Source organism: Paenibacillus sp. GCM10027627 (genome assembly GCF_042675505.1).
GTDB lineage: Bacteria > Bacillota > Bacilli > Paenibacillales > Paenibacillaceae > Pristimantibacillus.
In genome coordinates this window covers 67108-86019 of record NZ_JBHTHB010000004.1, presented here as the reverse complement: position 1 = coordinate 86019, position 18912 = coordinate 67108, and the positions used below count along the sequence as shown (strand labels likewise).

Here is an 18912-nt window from a genome sequence, read left to right as displayed (position 1 = left end):
GTAAGTGACTAAACTGTCACCTTCATCGTCACTTGAAAGTCATTTTAGATTGATAAAATGATAATCATCAGCTTAAGCTTGGAGGTTTGACAATGGATATATTAAAGATCAAGAATCTTTCTAAAATATACGGAGAAGGCGAGTCGGCCGTAAAGGCGCTCGATGATGTTTCCTTTTCGGTTCAAAAAGGTGAATTCGTTGCGATTATCGGCCCGTCCGGCTCGGGGAAATCAACGCTACTGCATATGCTGGGCGGCGTGGATCGGCCGACTGGCGGCAGCGTTTTTGTTGAGGATACGGACATGTATGCCTTGAACGAAACGCAGCTGGCTATTTTTCGGCGCAGACAAATCGGCCTGATCTACCAGTTCTTCAACCTCATCCCCGTCCTGACGGTGGAAGAGAATATAACGCTGCCGCTCCTGTTGGATCAACAAAAGGTAGATAAAAAGCATCTGGACCGTCTTGTAAATACGTTGAATTTGGGGCATCGTTTAAACCATTTGCCTAATCAGCTTTCCGGTGGACAGCAGCAACGAGTCTCAATTGGAAGAGCGCTTATTGGCAATCCGGCAATCGTGCTCGCAGACGAGCCGACCGGCAATCTGGACAGCAAAAATAGCGGCGAAATTGTCGACTTGCTGAAAATGTTGAATAAAACCTATCATCAGACGTTGATCATCATTACACACGATGAACGAATCGCTTTGCAAGCCGATCGGATCATTTCGATTGAAGACGGAAAGATTGCGAAAGACGAGGTTATTCGTCGATGAACATTGTCAATAAACTAACGATCCGGCATTTGAAGCAAAACAAGAGACGGACGCTCGTCACGATTTTGGGCGTTATGATTTCGGTTGCAATGGTGACCTCTGTTTCGACGCTTGTTTTCTCCTTCTCTGATTTAATGATCAGGCAAACGACCACAGAAACAGGGAATTGGCATGTCCAGTATTCAGATGTAAACAAAGAGCAGCTTGCTGCGATACGGGGCGATGGAGCAACTAAAACCGTTGCGCTTACAAGAGATGTTGGCTATGCCCCGTTAGAAGGGGGACAAAACCCGAATAAGCCTTATCTGTTCATTAAGGAATATGATGCACAGGGTATCGCGCAATTTGGGGTCGAACTGAGCAAGGGACGGCTTCCGCAAACGGACAAGGAAGTTGTCCTTTCTGAAGCTATTGCCACGAACTCCAAAGTGAAATACGAAATTGGCGATCGTTTAACCCTTCTCGTCGGCGAACGATTCGAGAATGGCACTGATCTGCCCTTAGATCAAACTGAAATGCTGCGTAGGGAAAATGGAAAGTTAGCCGAAACGTTGCAGCATATAGAGACTAAAGAATATACGGTGGTTGGCTTCATCAAACAACCTGTAGGGGAAACGGCATGGTCGCCGGGGTATACGATTGTTAGTTATGTTAATGAAAGGATCATCGGGTCAAATGATCGAGTCGATGCGGCGGTTGTTTTGCAAAAAGTGAAACGCTCCTTGTTCGCCCATGCGGAAAATTTGGCTGCCAAAAACCATATCGATAAGGTTGAATATAATAACGATTTGCTTCATTATTACGGCTTGTCCAAAAGCAAAGCCTCCTACAGCATGATGTTTTCCTTATCGGCGATCCTTATGGCGGTCATTATGATTGGCTCGGTTTCGCTCATTTATAATGCTTTTGCAATATCTGTATCGGAACGTTCCCGTCAATTAGGAATGCTTGCCAGCGTGGGGGCTACGAAAAGCCAAAAGCGAAACTCCGTGCTTTTTGAAGGTGCCGTTATTGGATTGATCAGCATTCCAATTGGCATCTTGTGCGGTCTTGCCGGGATGGGGGCGACCTTTTGGCTTATGAACTCGATGATCCAAGGGGCATTATGGACCACTGAAAAGCTGACGCTAATTGTCACGCCTGTATCGCTTTTGATTACCTGTGTCATTTCGATGCTGACCATTTTTATTTCGACGTATGTCCCTGCCAGGAAAGCATCCAAAATTTCCGCTATGGACGCGATTCGCCAAACGACCGATGTAAAGCTTACGGCCAAAGCCGTCAAAACGTCGAAGCTCATCCGCAAGCTTTTTGGAATCGAAGCGGAAATCGGTTTAAAAAACTTAAAAAGGAACAAGCGGAGATATCATACCATCGTATTTTCGCTCGTTGTGAGCATCGTTTTGTTTTTGACGGTATCGTTTTTTACCGCTGGCCTTAGACAATCGATGGAGCTGTCGCAAAAAGGCGTCAATTACGATATTGAAGTATCGTACGGCGATAGACAAAGAATAGACGACCGGCTAATTCAATCGATTATTTCCCTAAAGGGCGTAACGGAATATAACGTGATCCATGAAATGTATAAAAATGCTTGGATCGACGAAGCCTTTGTAACCGATGCACTGAAAGAGAAGGCTAAGACCGATGAAAGCTTACTAAAAGACGGCAACTATCTTTACGAGATTATGATTCATTCTGTTAACGATTCGAGTCTGCAATCTTATGCGGAAGCGGTCGGCGCGAATTACGAGCAGTTAATGAACCCGGATCATCCCGCCGCAATTGTAATCGATTCTATCCAATACAAAGATTGGAGTACGGAAAAATATGTTCAAACAAAGGCCATTCATACAAAGGTAGGCCAGACGTTTCAGTTAACAAATAGCGATGAAGTAACGGGAGGAGACACGAAAAAAAGCCGGGTGACCGTTGCCGCGCTGACAGATCAAACTCCTATGGGAGTGAATCTCACAACCGGGGCAGGCGGGCTGAATATTATCGTGTCGGAACGCGTTATGAATCAATTAGCCGACAGCGAGGACCCGGAGTACGTTCATACCTTCCTCTATTTGAGAAGTTCGGAACCGATGAAAACGCAGCAGGAAATTGAAGAGATGCAAGAGATCAATCTGCAAGCCTACAATTTGTATCAATCCAGAAAAAGCGAAGAACAAGAGATTCTATTGTTATCTGTCTTTTCCTATGGCTTTATTGTGTTGATTTCAGCGATTTCCATTGCGAACATATTTAATACAATTTCGACGGGCGTGCACCTGCGAAAACGAGAATTTGCGATGCTGAAATCGGTTGGGATGACGCCCAAAGGGTTTACGAAAATGATGAACTACGAAAGCATGTTTTATGGGGCTATGTCGCTGCTGTTTGGGCTTCCCGTCAGCCTCGGCGTGATGTATCTGATTTATCAAGCGTTTTCGAACAAATTTAGTTACGGTTTCTCCTTGCCTTGGATGAGTATTCTCTCTGTCATTGTCGCCGTATTTGTTATAGTCGGTTCAGCCATGCTCTACTCCGGCGCAAAAGTAAAAGGGGAAAATCTGATCGATGCGCTTAAGCAAGAGAGTGTGTGAGCGGATTGGCTGGAGCTGGATCATTCGTTATGTAAAGGAGCAAATCATGACTGCAAAGCAGCGCAAAATCATTTTTTCTATAACCGTAGTCTATACCGTCTTAATTCTATATTTTATTTTTCTCGGTTTCGGAAGATTGGATACCGTAGAGCGAACAAACGATTATACCTTTATTTTTTTGCCGGACAGTTTTTTTAGAGTGCCAAGCTTATCCGAACTTCTCCAACCAACACTGATGAGTTTAGTGGATTTTGGGAACTTCGCAGCGTTTATTCCTTTCGGAATATTGATCCCGTTGTTATACCGGATTAGCTTTATTCGATTTATAGCGATGTTCCTTCTGTCCATTTTCATAATTGAAACGATACAGGCATTAACGTTGCTTGGCAGCTTCGATATGAACGACGTCATTCAAAACACGTTGGGGGCAGCAATCGGTTTCGGGGCGTACAAAATTGGATTTCGTACAAAAAACGTATGGGGAAATTTCGCTATTACCGGTCTTTCAGCGATTGTCATATTAGCCGGAGTAGGGGGAGTCTTCGGTATTATCGACAATAAGTATACGCAAGAGTTAGGTCCCTTTGTAGCTATAAACGAACTTAAAGATAGCAGAGGAAATACATTAATAGGAACCAAATTGAACAATTTCAAAGTTGGCGGTCAAAATGTAGAGCCCAAATATAACTTATTTAGCTTCGAAGGAAAAAGTATCGAAACGTACACCTATAAGATAGGCAAACGGGAGCATTATCTTTATTTAAATTATGGAATTCCCGATCAGAAGGATTGGTTTGGAAGCATCATTATTTCTATCGACGGAGAGGAATACCTGTCCAAATCTGCAGATGGTCAACGCGGTGAGCCGGATATGTTCCAAGTGTATGTCGACCGTGGGAAAGAGGTTACGATAACGATTTCGGGAAATGCGTCAGTATGGGATTTGGGATTTAGAGAGATGAAGTATGAGTGGAAGTGAGTTCGGGGACCGTGTTTACTTTGTGATTGTTTTAAGAGAAACTAACAGGCTGTTGGGAGAGGTCGTCTTAAACGAAACGGATTCCATCAACCGGAGCGCCAATATCCGCATTGGCGGTGTATGAAAGCGATAAGGCCATCCTATACAGGGTGGCCTTAAAACTTGCGTTGAGATTGTGTTATCGATATTAAGCGGGAGATGGAAAATCCCCATATACCGGTATATATACAAAAATGATAAGCCAGCACGCTATAGCGAACTACTAAGGCATCTTCCATCCATTTCGAAAAAAATATTAACAGAGCAGCTTCGCGAATTGGAGTGTGACGGAATCATTGAAAGAAAATCATATCCGGAGCCTCGACCGAGAGTGGAATATACGCTGACTTCGTCAGGACGATCGATGATTGTATTTCTTGATAAGATATGCGAGTGGGGAGAAGAGCACATTTTGCCAAAGATGAAGGAGAACAAGCAGTAGGTCAACTGTTCCACATAGGTGGATTTTCAATCGCGGGGCAAGCCTACAGTGTTTATCAAAAGCTCTTGTTTTCCTGCTTATGACAATGTTAATATTTATGGGAACATGCGTTTGTTTATTGAGGAGCTGATGCATACATGATCCAGTTGACGAACCGCCAGGCACGACAGTTTCTGTTATTGAAGCATGGGCTACTGGGCGAATATTCATTTACCGGAAAGCAGGGAGTATTGGATTTTGTGCGGCAAGTCGGCTGCATTCAATACGATCCTATCGATGTCTGCGGAAAAAACGCCGAATTGGTGCTGCAGTCGCGAATTAAAGGATTTACTAAGAACATGCTCGATGAGCTGCTTTATCATGATAGATTATTAGTTGATTACCCCGACAAGTGTCTCGCTATTATACCTGTCGAGGACTGGCCGTATTTTGAGAGGTACAGGCAGGCTGCAAGGCAACACGCAAAGAGCTATCCCGAAATGGAAGGGCTGTCGGAGCAAGTACTGGCTCATATTCAAGACCACGGTGTACTCAGTTCCAGTGATTTAAAATTGGAGGGCCATTTCACTTGGCAATCGGCGATCCATTGGAGCGGGGGAGACAACTTAACTCGCTCGGTGCTGGAACAGATGTATACAACTGGCGATTTGATCATTCATCACAAAAAAGGAACGCGTAAATATTACGATATCGCGGGGAAATACATCCATCCAGAGCTGCTGAATGCGCCGGAGCCGTTGAAGGATGAGCTTGAGCATCAGAAGTGGCGGGTACTGCGCCGAATCGGCGCTGTTGGTCTTTTATGGAATCGCGCATCCGATGCTTGGCTGAGTATTAGGGGATTGAAAGCGGAGCAGCGCAACGAAGTTTTCCAACAGCTGTTGAACGAAGCTCGCATTGTTGCAGTTGCCGTGGAACAAATGAAGGATACACTGTACTGCTGCGCAGAGGATTTGCCGCTTATTGAAGCCGTCCTGCAAAATCCGGCGCCGAAATTGCGCTGTGAGCTGATTGCCCCACTAGACAATTTCATATGGGACAGAAGGCTGATTCAGCAATTGTTTGGATTCGATTACACTTGGGAGATCTATACGCCTGCGGTCAAACGGAAGTTTGGTTATTATGTGCTGCCGCTATTATACGGAGAAAGTTTCATTGGGCGAGCCGAGATAATTGCTGAGAGAAAATCGGGGACGCTAGTTGTTAAAAACATCTGGTACGAAAACGGCGTAAAGCCAACCAAGCCAGTGCGAACAGCTTTAAACAAATGTATACAAAGATTTACATTATTCAACGGATGCAAGACGATTTCAATGGAGTCCTTGAACGGATAGCTCCAGTTCTATGATCCCGTTATGACGAGTTTTTACCGGATACGAATTTGTATAGCATTGGTTTTTGAGAAGAGTGTGAGCCGAAGGTGTAGTTAAAAAAGAGGGGCGATGTCCCTCTTTTTTTCTTTTTGGCATGAGTTATTATTACATGACTCTAATCTGTTTCGTATTCCCAAGCTTGCAAGGCTGCCCCAATCATGCCGCTCCAATTACCGAGGCGGGCGGCTTCAATATGCACGCCACCCCCAAGCGATGGCATGGTCTGTCTGCTGACTTCCTCGCGCAGCCGGTTCACAAGCGTTTTACCGGATTCTGCTACCCCGCCGCCGATGACGATCAATTCTGGATTAAAAATATGGATGAGCGAAGTGATAGCTGCGCCAAGCGCGGCTATCGTTTCGTCCATGACTTGAGCGGCCAGCGGATCGCCTTTTTGCCAGAGGGAGAATACGTCACGGGCGCTAATCCCATCATGGGGATTGCCACTAGCGGAGAGACGCTCACGCATCTGCCTAGCGATGCTTGTTCCCGACGCATATTGTTCCAAACAGCCTCTTGAGCCGCAAACGCAAGAAATACCCCGAAAGTCGACCGATAGATGACCGATCTCTCCGGCACCTCCCCATGCGCCGTGAAGCAGACGGCCATCGGCAACAATGGCGCCGCCGACTCCCGTTCCAAGCGCAAGGCAAATGAAGTGACGCCTGCCAACTCCAGCGCCCAGCCTCATCTCCGCTAATGCGAGAACATTGACGTCATTGTCTACCCAAACGGGCAATCCGTATTGCGCTTGAAAAACCGACTTAAGCTGCACTCCGCTGTACCCCGGAATAAGCTCTGAAGCATGCCGAATACTGCCTTCATGCCAGTCGACTTGACCGGCAGTCCCAATGCCTATCCCGCGATACCGGATATCCGGCCATTTCTTATTTGCCTCCTTCATGACATGCTGAATGGCTAGTTGCACGCGGAGTACCGTGTTTTCTTTACCTGCCAACGTTTCTATGCTTTCCGAAAGCAATATTTCTCCTTCATTTGTTACGATCCCCGCATTAATTTTCGTTCCCCCGATATCCACGCCAATGGCAAATGTCGACGTCGGTTCAAATAACTCTGTCGTCAATGTTGTCAATGTCGTCACCACCCTCATGGTCTTCGCAGTCTCTCAGCCCTTTCAGTGCCTCAACATAACGGCTTGCGATAATCTGCGGTCGAGTGATAGAGCTGCCTACGACAACAAATGAAGCGCCAGCTTGCATCGCCTTCGCGGCTTGTTCGGGGGAGCCTATGCGGCCTTCCGCTATAACAGGTATGTTCAACGTTGCGCTCAACCGTTCAACTAACTCAAAATCAGGCTCATCCTGCTGCGGACTATAGAACGTATAGCCAGATAACGTCGTTCCGACGAAGTCGGCCCCAAGCCGCTCGGCTGCAACCCCTTCTTCAAATGTAGACACATCGGCCATTACAGCAACGCCATTCCGATGCGCATAGTTGATGAGAGGTTTTATTGCTTCCAGCCTTCCTTCCCGATCGGTAACATCAAGTGCAATGATATCAGCGCCAGCGGCTATGATTGTAATAACCTCGTCAAGCGTCGGGGTAATAAAAACTTCCGACCCTGAAAGCTCCCGTTTAATTAGCCCGATCACCGGCACTTTAACTTTTTGCTTAATGGACATAATATCGTCTGCTCCGTTTGTTCGAATGCCTACAGCGCCTGACCGGACTGCTGCATCCGCCATCTTGGCCATCGTGTCGCCGCCAAAGAGCGGCTCATCCGGAAGTGCCTGGCAAGATACGATTAATCCTTTTTTAGAAAAGAAACGGGTTAAACTCTTCATAGATTCCCTCCGATTTAATGGAATAGGCTTCTGTTTTTTCTCTACTTCATAATCAATTTATGGGAAGAGTGAACGCGAGAAAAGACCAACTTTTACCAATTTAAAGCTTTGTCAAGAGGTGTATACGAAAGTAAAGAGTAGTATATGGATGGAGCGCGATCTCCTTTCTATACTAGAGCTATGAAAGACGCAGCGACATTCACATTGAGATCATCTGGAGGGGTAGCATGAAGAAGAAAAAGAAAGTGCTTATGATCGTCGCAATGATCCTTTGTCTCGCCGTTACCGCATGCAGCAAAGGTACAAACAATGGGACTGACTCGCCAAGTCCAAGCGCAAGTGCCAGCGCACCAGCAGAACAAGGCGGGCAAACCGAAGTGATTGAAGTTTCCACGGTTTCGCCAAGCGACCAATACTTAAAGTTTGATGAAGGCGAAAGCTTCGAGAAAAACGCAGTTTACGATGCGTACGAAAAAGATATCGGCGTCAAAATTACGAACAAATGGGTAGCGGATGTGAGCCAGTTTAAAGAGAAGGTGAAAATTACAATCGCCTCCAACGATTTGCCCGATTTTATGCTCGTCAACGCAACTCAGTTGAAGGAATTGACTGAAGCGGACATGATTATGGATTTGACGGAAGTGTATAACGAGCATGCTACGGAAGAAACCAAAAACTTCCTGACGATGGACGGCGGCATGCAGATGAAGACGGCCTTGTTCGACGACAAGCTAATGGGCATTCCAAGCTCCTACAATCCATACAGCTACCAATACTTGTTTGTGCGTACGGATTGGCTCAAGGAACTGAACTTGCCGGAACCAAAAACGATGACGGACATGATGCAAATCGCAGAGGCGTTTAAGGCCAAAGACCCCGGCGGAACAGGCACTCCTTACGGGCTAGCCGTCAGCAAAAACCCGTTCAGCATTGAAACGGGCGTTACGGGCCTCCGAGCTTTCCTAAACGGCTATCATGCCTATGAAAATATTTGGATCGAAGACGGCAACGGAGGTTTGGTCAACAGCGACATTCAACCTCAGGTGAAGGATGCGCTTGCCGCTTTGCAAGAAATGTTCAAAAAAGGATTAATAGATCCCGAGTTTGCGGTTAAAGACACCGAAAAAGCAGCCGAGTTGATTTACGACAACAGCATCGGTATGGTATTCGGCGCATCTTGGACGCCTGCTCAATTGGTGAAAGGCGCCGTGAAGGACGGTAAAGTGGTGCAAGAGTGGGGCGCATTCCCGATCCCTACGGTTGACAGCTCTCCGGCGCTTGGGCAAATCGGCCTTGGCGTAGATGAATATTACGTCATCTCCAAAAAAGCGAAGCATCCGGAAGGCGTCATCAGACTGCTGAACCAATGGATCGCGGTCGACAACCATCCGACAGATGAGCAGAAGGTTTACGAGTTTGGCAAAGACCGTAAGGAAAAAGGCAATAACTATTGGCTGCTCAGTCCTCTGCGCGTAGGCAAACAATTGGACAACAACGGTGAAGTTTTGCCGAAAGCCATTGAGAACAAAGATACAAGCATCTTGCAAACAAAGGATCATAAAACGCGGTATGAGCGCGCGATGAAATATGTGGACGGCGACACAAGCATGTGGTGGGAGTATTTGATCTCCGGTCCAAAAGGCGTCTATTCGCTCGTGCCTGACATCCAGAAAAACAAACAGTATTTGCAAAACAAATTTTACGGCGCGCCAACACCGGCCATGGTGGATAGACAAGAAATTTTGATTAAGAAGAGGGATGAAGTTTTCTTCAAAATCATCATGAACCAAGTGCCCGTCGATGAGTTCGATAAATTCGTCGTGGAGTGGAAGAAGCTTGGCGGAGATGAAATGACGAAGGAAGTAAACGAGTGGTACGCCACTCACAAGTAAGCACAAATCGCAAAGCGGATAAATCGGGGGATTGGGTGCAAGGGAACAATCCCTCTTTTTATTAGCCTTTCGGACAAATCCGATTCAGCTAACAACGAGGTGAAACGCATGAGTGGACTATCAGCGCTATCGCGGCTATGGAAGAGGGAATGGCCTCTTCATCTGATGCTGCTTCCGGCTATTGGCTTGGTGCTCATTTTCAGCTATGTGCCAATGATGGGCATCATTATGGCCTTCCAAAAGTATGTACCGAACAAGGGACTATTCGGATCACCCTTCATCGGGCTAAAAAACTTCCGTTTATTAATGGAATATCCCGATATCGGCCGCATCTTTTTCAACACGATCTATATTGCCGTTATGAAAATTGTGGCGGGTCTGTTTGTACCGATTACCGTTGCGATTCTACTTAACGAGCTGCGGAGAGAATGGATCAAACGAACGTTTCAGACGCTTGTTTATTTGCCGCATTTTATGTCTTGGGTATTGCTGAGCGGCATATTGGTAGATGTGTTGTCGCCGTCGTCAGGGGTGCTCAACCAGTTGCTAGCCGTATTCGGCATTAAGCCCATCTTTTTTCTAGGAGACAATGACTGGTTCCCGTATGTCATGGTGGTCTCCGACGTGTGGAAGGAATTCGGATTCGGCACCATTGTTTATTTGGCCGCGCTGACGGGCATCAATCCTTCGCTGTATGAAGCGGCTGAAATAGACGGCGCCGGAAGGTTCAAGCAAACGCTGCATGTCACTTTGCCCGGCATGATGCCGATCATTGTGTTAATGCTTACGCTGAATATCGGCAATGTGCTGAATGCCGGTTTCGAACAAATCTTTAATCTGTACAGCCCTCCTGTCTATGAAAGTGCGGATATTATCGATACTTTTGTGTACCGTATGGGCGTTCAGCAGGCGCAGTTCGGCTTCGCTACCGCCGTTGGCCTTTTAAAATCGATCGTTTCGTTTATTTTCATTTCGCTTTCTTACGTTTTGGCTTACCGCCTCGCGAATTACCGCATCTTTTAACGATGCATCCGCCTTGCAGAAAGGAGAATGACCGTGATTACTAGCCGATCACCCGGCAGAACCATTTTTGTAGCATGCAACTATATTTTCCTGCTGCTCATATCCTTCTTATGTCTGATGCCGATCATTCATATTTTAGCGATCTCATTCAGCTCAGGGAATGCGGCAGCGGCCGGTCAGGTCTCTCTATGGCCGGTCGACTTCACCACCGCCGCTTACGAAAACGTATTCGGAAAACCGGAATATTTGCGAGCCTTCTGGGTATCGATCCAGCGTGTCGTCCTCGGGACATCGATTAGTATGGTGCTTATGATTATTACGGCGTACCCGTTATCGAAAGACCCGCGCCAGCTTCGGCTCAGAACGCTGTACGCTTGGGTATTCGTGTTTACGATTCTGTTCAGCGGCGGCCTTATTCCGTCCTACTTGACGGTCAAGTCGCTAGGCCTGATTGACACGATGTGGGCGCTTGTGCTGCCGACCGCCATCCCTGTGTTTAACATCATTCTGCTGCTAAACTTCTACCGCAGCCTGCCTAAGGAACTTGAGGAATCCGCGCGGATTGACGGTGCGAGCCATTTTACAACCCTTTGGAAAATTTATGTGCCGCTATCGTTGCCGGCTTTGGCCACGACGGGACTTTTTACGATGGTGGGCCATTGGAATAGTTGGTTTGACGGCATGCTATATATGAATCATACTGAAAATTACCCGCTCCAAACGTTTCTCCAGACCGTTATCATTAAGATGGATTTCAGGTTCATCAAGGCGGAAAATGCGGAGCTTCTCATTAAGCTGTCGGACCGAACGAGCCGGGCGGCGCAAATTTTTGTGGCTGCTTTTCCGATATTAATCGTATATCCTTTCCTGCAACGATTTTTTATTAAAGGCATCGTCATGGGGAGTGTCAAAGAATAGAATAGATGCGCTCTACCTTTTTAGGGCGGGGGGAACAATCGATGAAAAGCATATTCTTCTTGCATGATTCCTCTATTTTCAAAAAGATTATGGCTGCCTTTCTGGCGGCCTTATTGCCGCTTTTGGCTATTACGTGGATGATTATCGAAAAAGGCTCGGATACGATCCGCAGCGAAATATCGGTATCGGTGCTAAATACGACGCAGTTTTATATGGATTCGCTCGATAAGGAAGCGGACCGAATCAGCCGTTATTTGCCCAATTACGTCATGGACAAAGATTTGATGGAAATTGCGACAACGGGCAATGACATGAGTTCGTACGATCGTTCCCGCAACATATTGGATGTCCAGAGACGTCTGGAATTGATGAAAAACTCCAGTCCGTTCATAAAGGAAGCAAAAGCTTATATTCCGCTCATCGGGCGCACGGTGCTTAGCAACAACTATGAGACGTTTCTCGATGATTTGGAATACGCGACGATGCAGCACAACACGAAGCTATACGAGGAACCGTTTATTTATTGGAGAGAGCGGTTGTTCATTACGATGCAATATCCGATTAATACGTCGAGGGAACCGTTGTATGTAGTAGGAGTCGAGCTGTCTACCGCCAAAATTAAAGAAACGATTTCGCAAATCGGCGGCAAACGAGGCGGACATACGGCGCTGCTCAACCTGGACAGAGGATGGAGTATCCAAAGCGGTGCGGATGACGACTGGCTGGAAGAAATGAAAGCCTTCGCAGAAAGAAAAAAGGAAGCGCTATCAATTAGCGGTTATGAAACGATCCAGTACAAGGATCAAAGGTTTCTTGCCGTTTATCAATACTCTGAGCTTTGGAACGCTTACTCCATTACGTGCATCCCGGAGGAAACGGTACTTGGCGCGCTGCAAATGTACCGTACTCTGTTTTGGTGGGCTTGTGCGCTTGCGGCTGTTATCGTGGTGTTTTTTACGTATTTTTTGTTGCGGTTTATTTATCGGCCTTTAATGAAGCTGGTTCATTCCTTCCGCCGCGTTCAGCAAAACAGGCTGGACCCCATCGTCATCGACCGCGGAGCCGACGAGTTCGGCTACTTGTATGAAGCTTTTAACGATACGGTGCGTTATTTAAAGACGTTAATTGAAGAAAATTACGAGGGGCAAATCCGCAATCAGCGTTCGGAGCTCAAGCGGCTGCAATCGCAAATTAATCCTCATTTTTTATATAATTGTTTTTTTGTTCTGTGCCGGTTGATCAAGGCGGAGGGGCAGAAGGAGAAGGCCTATCAATTTTGCCTCTATATCGGACAATACTTCCAGTTCATTACCCGCAACGATGAAGATGACATCCCGCTGGCGCTTGAGGTCGAGCACTCCCGGACCTATGTCAAAATGCAGTCGATCTGTTACGGAGAGAAAATCGATGTGTTGTTTGAAGGCGATGCGCCGAACTTCTCCGTTCCGAGACTGATCTTGCAGCCTATTATCGAGAATTCATATAAGCATGCGCTGGGCAATATGCTGGAGCCGGGCGAGCTATGGGTTCACAGCGAGCTGAAGGGGGATGACTTCTCCATCTATGTGGAGGATAACGGGCGGAGCATCACGGACGAAGGCATTGATGGGCTGCGCAAGAAGCTGCTGTATTCGACGAACCGGATCGAGGAAACAACCGGGATGATGAACGTACACCGCCGGATTCAGCTGCGTTATGGAGCGGAATACGGTCTTTCGGTGTCGCGGTCCGAGCTGGGAGGGCTGAAGGTAGCAATCAAACTGAGCGCGAGCTAAGGGAGGAATCAGCATGTACAGACTGCTAATCGTGGATGACCTGCCTATTATTGTAGACGGCTTGCTGGAGCTGTTTCAGCAAACGGAGCATTTGCAGCTGGAGGTGCATAAGGCTTATTCGGGCGAAGAAGCGCTTCAAGTTTTATCCCGGCATCGCATCGATATCGTATTGTCCGACATTAAGATGCCCGGTATTGGCGGGATCGAGCTGCTGAGGGAAGTTTTGCCGCAATGGCCCGCTTGCAAAGTCATCTTTTTAACGGGGTATAATGATTTCCAATATGCAAGAGATGCGATTACCTTTGGCGGCTTTGACTATATCTTGAAGGTGGAAAGCGACGAAAAAATCGTTGGGGCCATTGAGCGCGCTATTGCAAAGCTGAAGGAAGAACAGGGTCAAGCGCAAATACTGTCAGCCGCGGAGTCCAAAATGAGAAGGGCACTGCCTTCTTTGCAGAAGGAATACATGTGGGGCCTTCTTCAAGGCAAACGAGTAACGGAAAGCCAGTTGGCTCACATTTTTAAAGAAATCGATATTCCGCTTGATCCGTCTCTGCCAGTCTATATGCTTGTCGGCCGAATTGACGCCTGGAGGGAGTTGTTTACCGCTCCCGACAAAGCTCTGCTCGTTTACGCATTGCAAAACGTGGGCGATGAATATTTGACTGCGCAGGTGAATGGTTATTCGGTCGTATTCGAACTGTCGAAAATCGTTTGGCTGTTTCAGCCGAAAACATCGGGGGTCATTGGCGGAGACCCCGGCAGCTTGGATTGGAACAGCGCGCACCGATACGCGAGCGGAATATTGGAGGCGGTCCAAGGGACATGCAAAGAGCTGCTCGGTTTGTCGGTCTCGTTTCTGCTCGGCAGTGAACCGATTGCTTGGAGCAACGTTTCGGACCGATTTCATTCCATAAAATATGGCTTGGTGCAGGGGCACGGTTTGTTTCATGAGGTCATTCTGACCGACAAGGATATCGGGCTGCGAGACTCCAGCGACAAAACGGAAAGCTATCGGGACAGCTTCTACCATGCCCGCGTTCAATTGTTAATGAGCTGTCTGGAAAACAACCATCGCGAACCGTTCCACAAACTTTATGCCGAGCTTACATCCGTTTGGGCCGATTCGGGCACTTCAAATGAGCGGAAGATTGAATTGTACCATTCATTATCGGCAGTGTTCCTGTTTTATTTGCACAAAAACCAAGATATTTGCGATTACGTCAATACGCAGATGGATCTCGATCCGTTATTCCGTCAAGGCGATTCCATCTCATGGTCGGAGCTGACTCAATATTATAGTCGGTTAGCCGACTGCTTTTTCGAGTGGAATACGCTGAGGGGCACCCTGCTGCCGACTGAAGTTGTCAATAAAGTGCATCGCTACATCGAGGAAAATATAGAAACGGATATCTCTTTGACGGCTTTGGCCGATTACGTCAGCTTGAATCCATCCTATTTGTCACGGCTTTATAAGCAGATGACCGGAATCGGATTATCGAAATATGTGAATGACTACCGGAATGTCATTGCGATCGATATGCTTTTGAACACGTCAATGAAGGTCAACGAAATAGCTGCCAAGCTTGGCTATAACTCGGCGCTTGCGTTTATCCGCTTTTTCAAAAAGATGAACGAAACGACGCCGCAGGATTTCCGGACGGCCCGTGCCGGAGCGCAAGCGAAAGGTCAATAATTGTATATGGATGTCATGAACAGTCTCTTTCTCCTCATCCAGCCTCCTTTTACAATGGGAAGTACAGATGAGGCTAAGAGGGGGAGTAGGCGTGAACACTTTAACAGCCGTTTTGCTTGGCGCAGGCAGCAGAGGAAAATATATTTATGGGCCTTACGCGGAAAAGTTTCCGAATGAACTAAAGATCGTTGCGGTGGCCGAACCGGATGGGGAACGCAGAAGCCGGTTTGCGGAGATTCATAGCATCGCGCCGGAGTTTGTGTATGATTCTTGGGAGAAAGCGTTCGAGCAAGGCCGCATTGCTGACGTAATGATTATTTGCACCCTCGACCGAATGCACTACGTGCCGGCCATGAAAGCGATGGAGCTGGGCTATCATGTCATGCTGGAGAAGCCGATGTCTCCTTCCTTGGAGGAATGCATCCGGCTTGAGCAGGCATCGCTCCGCCATAAGAGGCTGCTGGTAGTGACGCATGTGCTTAGGTACTCTCCGTTTTGGTCGGGGATCAAGAAGAGTATTCAGGATGGGGAGCTTGGCACCGTCGGGACGATTCAATTAACCGAAAATGTCGGCTATCATCATATGACGCATAGTTATGTGCGAGGCAATTGGCGCAATTCGGAGGAAACTAGTCCCATGATATTGGCGAAGTCCTGCCATGATCTGGACATCATTTCCTGGCTGATGGATCAGCCTTGTACGAGCGTGAGCTCATACGGCTCGTTGCTGCATTTCCGGGAAGGGAACGCTCCGGAAGGCTCGACGCTCAGGTGCATCGATGGCTGCGCAGTGGAAAGGGAATGTCCATTTTCGGCGTTGAAAATGTATATCCAGCCTCCGCATCACCCGTGGGCGCGTTATATAACTAACGATTTATCGCAAGAAGGAATATTGAAGGCGCTGAAGGAAGGGCCGTTCGGACGCTGCGTCTACCGCTGCGACAACAATGTGGTGGATCATCAGGTAGTCAATCTGGCTTTTGAAAATGGCGCGAACGCGTCGTTCATCATGTCGGGATTGACGCAAAGCGGCACTCGCCGGGTTCAAATTATGGGGACGCATGGCGAAATTATTGGAGATATGGATAAGGGATCCTTCACGTTGTTCCGTTATGCGACGGGAGAGCAGGCCGAGATTCGCTGCCATGTGGAGGGAGACGGCCATGGCGGCGGCGATGAGCGAATGGTTGGTTCGTTTCTGCGCGACGTCCGCCAGTTTGAGCTTAACCCGTCGCATGGCTTGACGTCAGCAACGGCATCCCTGCAAAGCCATCTTATGGCGTTTGCCGCCGAGTATTCCCGCTTGCACGAGGGATTTGCGGTGCGGCTATCGGATTTGCTTACGGTGGAGGAGGAAGTTACCTCTTAATGAAAAGTCGGTTCCTTTTGGGAACCGGCTTTTTTAAGTTGGGCAGTTAAGCTGAAGAAAATGAACGGAATATTGACCCGATGCCCTTTAATTTTGTAAATAAAAGTGGAAAGAAGATGGACTCAGAAATAATGCCTATTATAATGGGATTAACATTTAGTAATATAATTAGAATTGATTTTTGCCTGTCTTCTTTCTTAAAAATAGAATAATAGTAGGTGAGTTTAGATGAAACATATCGTAAAAATTTGGGGAGCAAACTTCTCTTCAGAGGAAGAATTACATGCTTATGTCGAGGCTGTTTACGACAATGACGGAGAAGCTCAGCCCTCTGCCTTTCTAGCAGAACTAGGGTATCGATACATTGACAAGGATTTTTTAGAGGCTCATTTTTTCAACAATGAGGAAGAGCGAATAGCTTTTATCCAGTATTTGAAGATAGACTATTCACCACACGGTTCATTTGGTAAACAACTTCCAGCTGCGATTGATGAATATATGCGAGCTTATCATTCAATTATTCTTTTGTACGGCAACGATTCACTTTATGGTGCCATTAATGATGAATTATTTCAAAGCGACCAATCAGACTCACTGCCAAGTTCTTTGATCTGCCTTATTGCAAGTATTGAGTACGAGAGTCAATAGTTTGAACATAATGATTAGCAGAACCGTCTTTCCATCCTGTTGACTCAAACGGGCAAATTTCCGCCGAACTTTCGTATGTTCCTTCGAATAAAGAATAGAGGGAATTTATGGGACTGAACTAAGTATAAGCCGTATACATTAGCGAAGACGATTACGATCTGGACCATATGGAGGTGTTGCTCGTGAATCAGTTTGTCGAAAGAGTAGCCATTATTACCGGCGGAGGCGCTGGAATTGGGAAGGCGCTTTGCGAGGAGCTTGCTCATCAAGGCGCTATCGTTGTTGTTGCGGACATTCATGAGGAGAATGCGAGACATGTTGTAGCCGTGATTGAAAAAAATGGCGGTAAAGCTGCTTACGTGGCTGTCGATGTTTCCAGCGAACAAGATGTTAAAAATATGATAGAGGATACCTTCTTAAAGTATGGACGGCTCGACTACATGTTTAATAATGCAGGAATTGCGATTGGCGGCGATGTGCGCGATTTGACATTCCAGCAATGGGAAAAGGTTATGCTCATTAATTATAACGGTGTTTTGTATGGATCGATATTTGCTTATCAGGTAATGGCCAAGCAGGGATTTGGTCATATCGTCAACACAGCATCCGCAACTGGATTAATGCCGCAGCCAGGAAATGCGCCGTATTGTGCAAGTAAACATGCGGTGGTGGGTCTTTCGTTGTCCTTGCGTTATGAAGGTGTGGATCTGGGTGTGAAAGTAAGCACCATTTGCCCAGGCCATGTTCAAACCAATATCTATAAGAACATGACGGTCGCAAATGTTGAAAATGAAAAGCTGGTTGCAAGCTTGCCAGTTAAAGCAATGGAGGGGAGAAAGGCGGCAACTACTATATTAGCTGGGGTTTTAAAAAATAAAGAAATTATCATTTTCCCGGAAAATGTGAAATGGGCTTGGCGTATTAACCGTTTATTCCCGCGACTATTACATAAAGCGTGGGTTCAGAAGATAAGAAATATTCGTAATCTTCGAGAGGAGCAATAAGGATCGCCTGAAATGAAAACTAAACAAGCTGACCCCAGTGAAATAACGGAGTCAGCTTGTTGCCATAGCTTTTTTACAACATAGATGGTCCTAAGCTATGACTGATAACGGCGCCCGTTCATATAAAAGTCCTCTTCCCGGCCAACCCGGAAGGAAATTTCCAAATCGGGAATACCGAGCGACCGGACATGACGATCAATGGCCTCGGCCATCTTATCGCGAACTTCTTCGCCCCGCTCAAACCACCATACGTCAATGAAGGGATACGAATCGGTATATTTTCCGTCGAATATAGCGGTAACGTGCAGAACCTCCAAGGTGAAATTATCCGTTCCACATTGGCATATGGCGGCCATCTCCTCTACAAGCGGTATGCTGATGGAACGTATGCCCTCGGCTGGAACTCCTCTAAAAATTAATTGCGGCATCTAATATCCTCCTATCGATATGGCTTTAGCCCTTGTCAATTTCTTATTGTATATGGAGGGGTCCCTCTGTGGCAAACGGAGAACAATGCTTCTACCAATAATTTGACGATGATCAAAAACTAAATCTTTGATATGATTCCTGAGTTAGTATCAG

The 18912-nt window shown here is 46.8% G+C and carries 16 protein-coding genes; 13 read left to right on the top strand and 3 right to left on the bottom strand.

What is annotated here, in order from left to right:
- Positions 1-92: 92 nt before the first annotated feature.
- From ACFQZE_RS15095 to ACFQZE_RS15075, 5 genes are all read left to right on the top strand, one after another.
- Positions 93-776: an ABC transporter ATP-binding protein gene (locus tag ACFQZE_RS15095; RefSeq protein WP_379358394.1), complete on the top strand. Its 684-nt coding sequence runs from the start codon at positions 93-95 to the stop codon at positions 774-776.
- On the top strand, positions 773-3367 hold the full coding sequence (locus ACFQZE_RS15090) for an ABC transporter permease (protein ID WP_379358392.1): 2595 nt from the start codon (positions 773-775) through the stop codon (positions 3365-3367). Before ACFQZE_RS15095 ends, ACFQZE_RS15090 begins: the two co-directional genes overlap by 4 nt.
- Before the next feature lie 46 nt (positions 3368-3413).
- Positions 3414-4346 (top strand): VanZ family protein, encoded by a 933-nt coding sequence (locus ACFQZE_RS15085; protein ID WP_379359259.1) that lies wholly within the window; start codon positions 3414-3416, stop codon positions 4344-4346.
- A gap of 175 nt (positions 4347-4521) precedes the next feature.
- Complete coding sequence (locus tag ACFQZE_RS15080; RefSeq protein WP_379358390.1) at positions 4522-4827, top strand: winged helix-turn-helix transcriptional regulator; 306 nt, start codon at positions 4522-4524, stop codon at positions 4825-4827.
- Positions 4828-4964: 137 nt separating this feature from the next.
- Positions 4965-6161 carry a winged helix-turn-helix domain-containing protein gene (locus ACFQZE_RS15075; protein ID WP_379358388.1) on the top strand — a complete coding sequence of 399 codons (1197 nt, stop codon included), beginning with the start codon at positions 4965-4967 and terminating at the stop codon, positions 6159-6161.
- Positions 6162-6315: 154 nt separating this feature from the next.
- Here the strand turns inward: ACFQZE_RS15075 and ACFQZE_RS15070 are convergent, their stop codons facing one another.
- Together ACFQZE_RS15070 and ACFQZE_RS15065 are read right to left on the bottom strand one after the other, a co-directional pair.
- On the bottom strand, positions 6316-7293 hold the full coding sequence (locus ACFQZE_RS15070) for an ROK family protein (protein ID WP_379358386.1): 978 nt from the start codon (positions 7291-7293) through the stop codon (positions 6316-6318).
- Entirely contained in the window at positions 7265-8005 is a 741-nt protein-coding gene (locus ACFQZE_RS15065) for an N-acetylmannosamine-6-phosphate 2-epimerase (protein ID WP_379358384.1), read from the bottom strand. Before ACFQZE_RS15065 ends, ACFQZE_RS15070 begins: the two co-directional genes overlap by 29 nt.
- 227 nt (positions 8006-8232) lie before the next feature.
- On the opposite strand from ACFQZE_RS15065, the gene ACFQZE_RS15060 reads away from it, so the two are divergent.
- From ACFQZE_RS15060 to ACFQZE_RS15025, 8 genes are all read left to right on the top strand, one after another.
- On the top strand, positions 8233-9897 hold the full coding sequence (locus tag ACFQZE_RS15060; protein ID WP_379358382.1) for an extracellular solute-binding protein: 1665 nt from the start codon (positions 8233-8235) through the stop codon (positions 9895-9897).
- A 108-nt stretch (positions 9898-10005) separates the two neighbouring features.
- On the top strand, positions 10006-10920 hold the full coding sequence (locus ACFQZE_RS15055; protein WP_379358380.1) for an ABC transporter permease: 915 nt from the start codon (positions 10006-10008) through the stop codon (positions 10918-10920).
- Positions 10921-10953: 33 nt separating this feature from the next.
- Positions 10954-11838: a carbohydrate ABC transporter permease gene (locus ACFQZE_RS15050; RefSeq protein ID WP_379358378.1), complete on the top strand. Its 885-nt coding sequence runs from the start codon at positions 10954-10956 to the stop codon at positions 11836-11838.
- Positions 11839-11879: 41 nt separating this feature from the next.
- Entirely contained in the window at positions 11880-13613 is a 1734-nt protein-coding gene (locus ACFQZE_RS15045; protein ID WP_379358376.1) for a sensor histidine kinase, read from the top strand.
- Between the two features lie 13 nt (positions 13614-13626).
- Complete coding sequence (locus tag ACFQZE_RS15040; protein ID WP_379358374.1) at positions 13627-15309, top strand: response regulator; 1683 nt, start codon at positions 13627-13629, stop codon at positions 15307-15309.
- Between the two features lie 91 nt (positions 15310-15400).
- Positions 15401-16678 carry a Gfo/Idh/MocA family protein gene (locus ACFQZE_RS15035; protein ID WP_379358371.1) on the top strand — a complete coding sequence of 426 codons (1278 nt, stop codon included), beginning with the start codon at positions 15401-15403 and terminating at the stop codon, positions 16676-16678.
- Positions 16679-16906: 228 nt separating this feature from the next.
- Entirely contained in the window at positions 16907-17326 is a 420-nt protein-coding gene (locus ACFQZE_RS15030) for an immunity 22 family protein (RefSeq protein WP_379358369.1), read from the top strand.
- A gap of 182 nt (positions 17327-17508) precedes the next feature.
- Positions 17509-18330, top strand: a complete 822-nt coding sequence (locus ACFQZE_RS15025; RefSeq protein ID WP_379358367.1) for an SDR family NAD(P)-dependent oxidoreductase — start codon at positions 17509-17511, stop codon at positions 18328-18330.
- Between the two features lie 95 nt (positions 18331-18425).
- Here the strand turns inward: ACFQZE_RS15025 and ACFQZE_RS15020 are convergent, their stop codons facing one another.
- A complete protein-coding gene (locus ACFQZE_RS15020; protein WP_379358365.1) occupies positions 18426-18758 on the bottom strand; it encodes a DUF1904 family protein in 333 nt (110 codons plus the stop codon).
- Between the last annotated feature and the right edge of the window lie 154 nt (positions 18759-18912).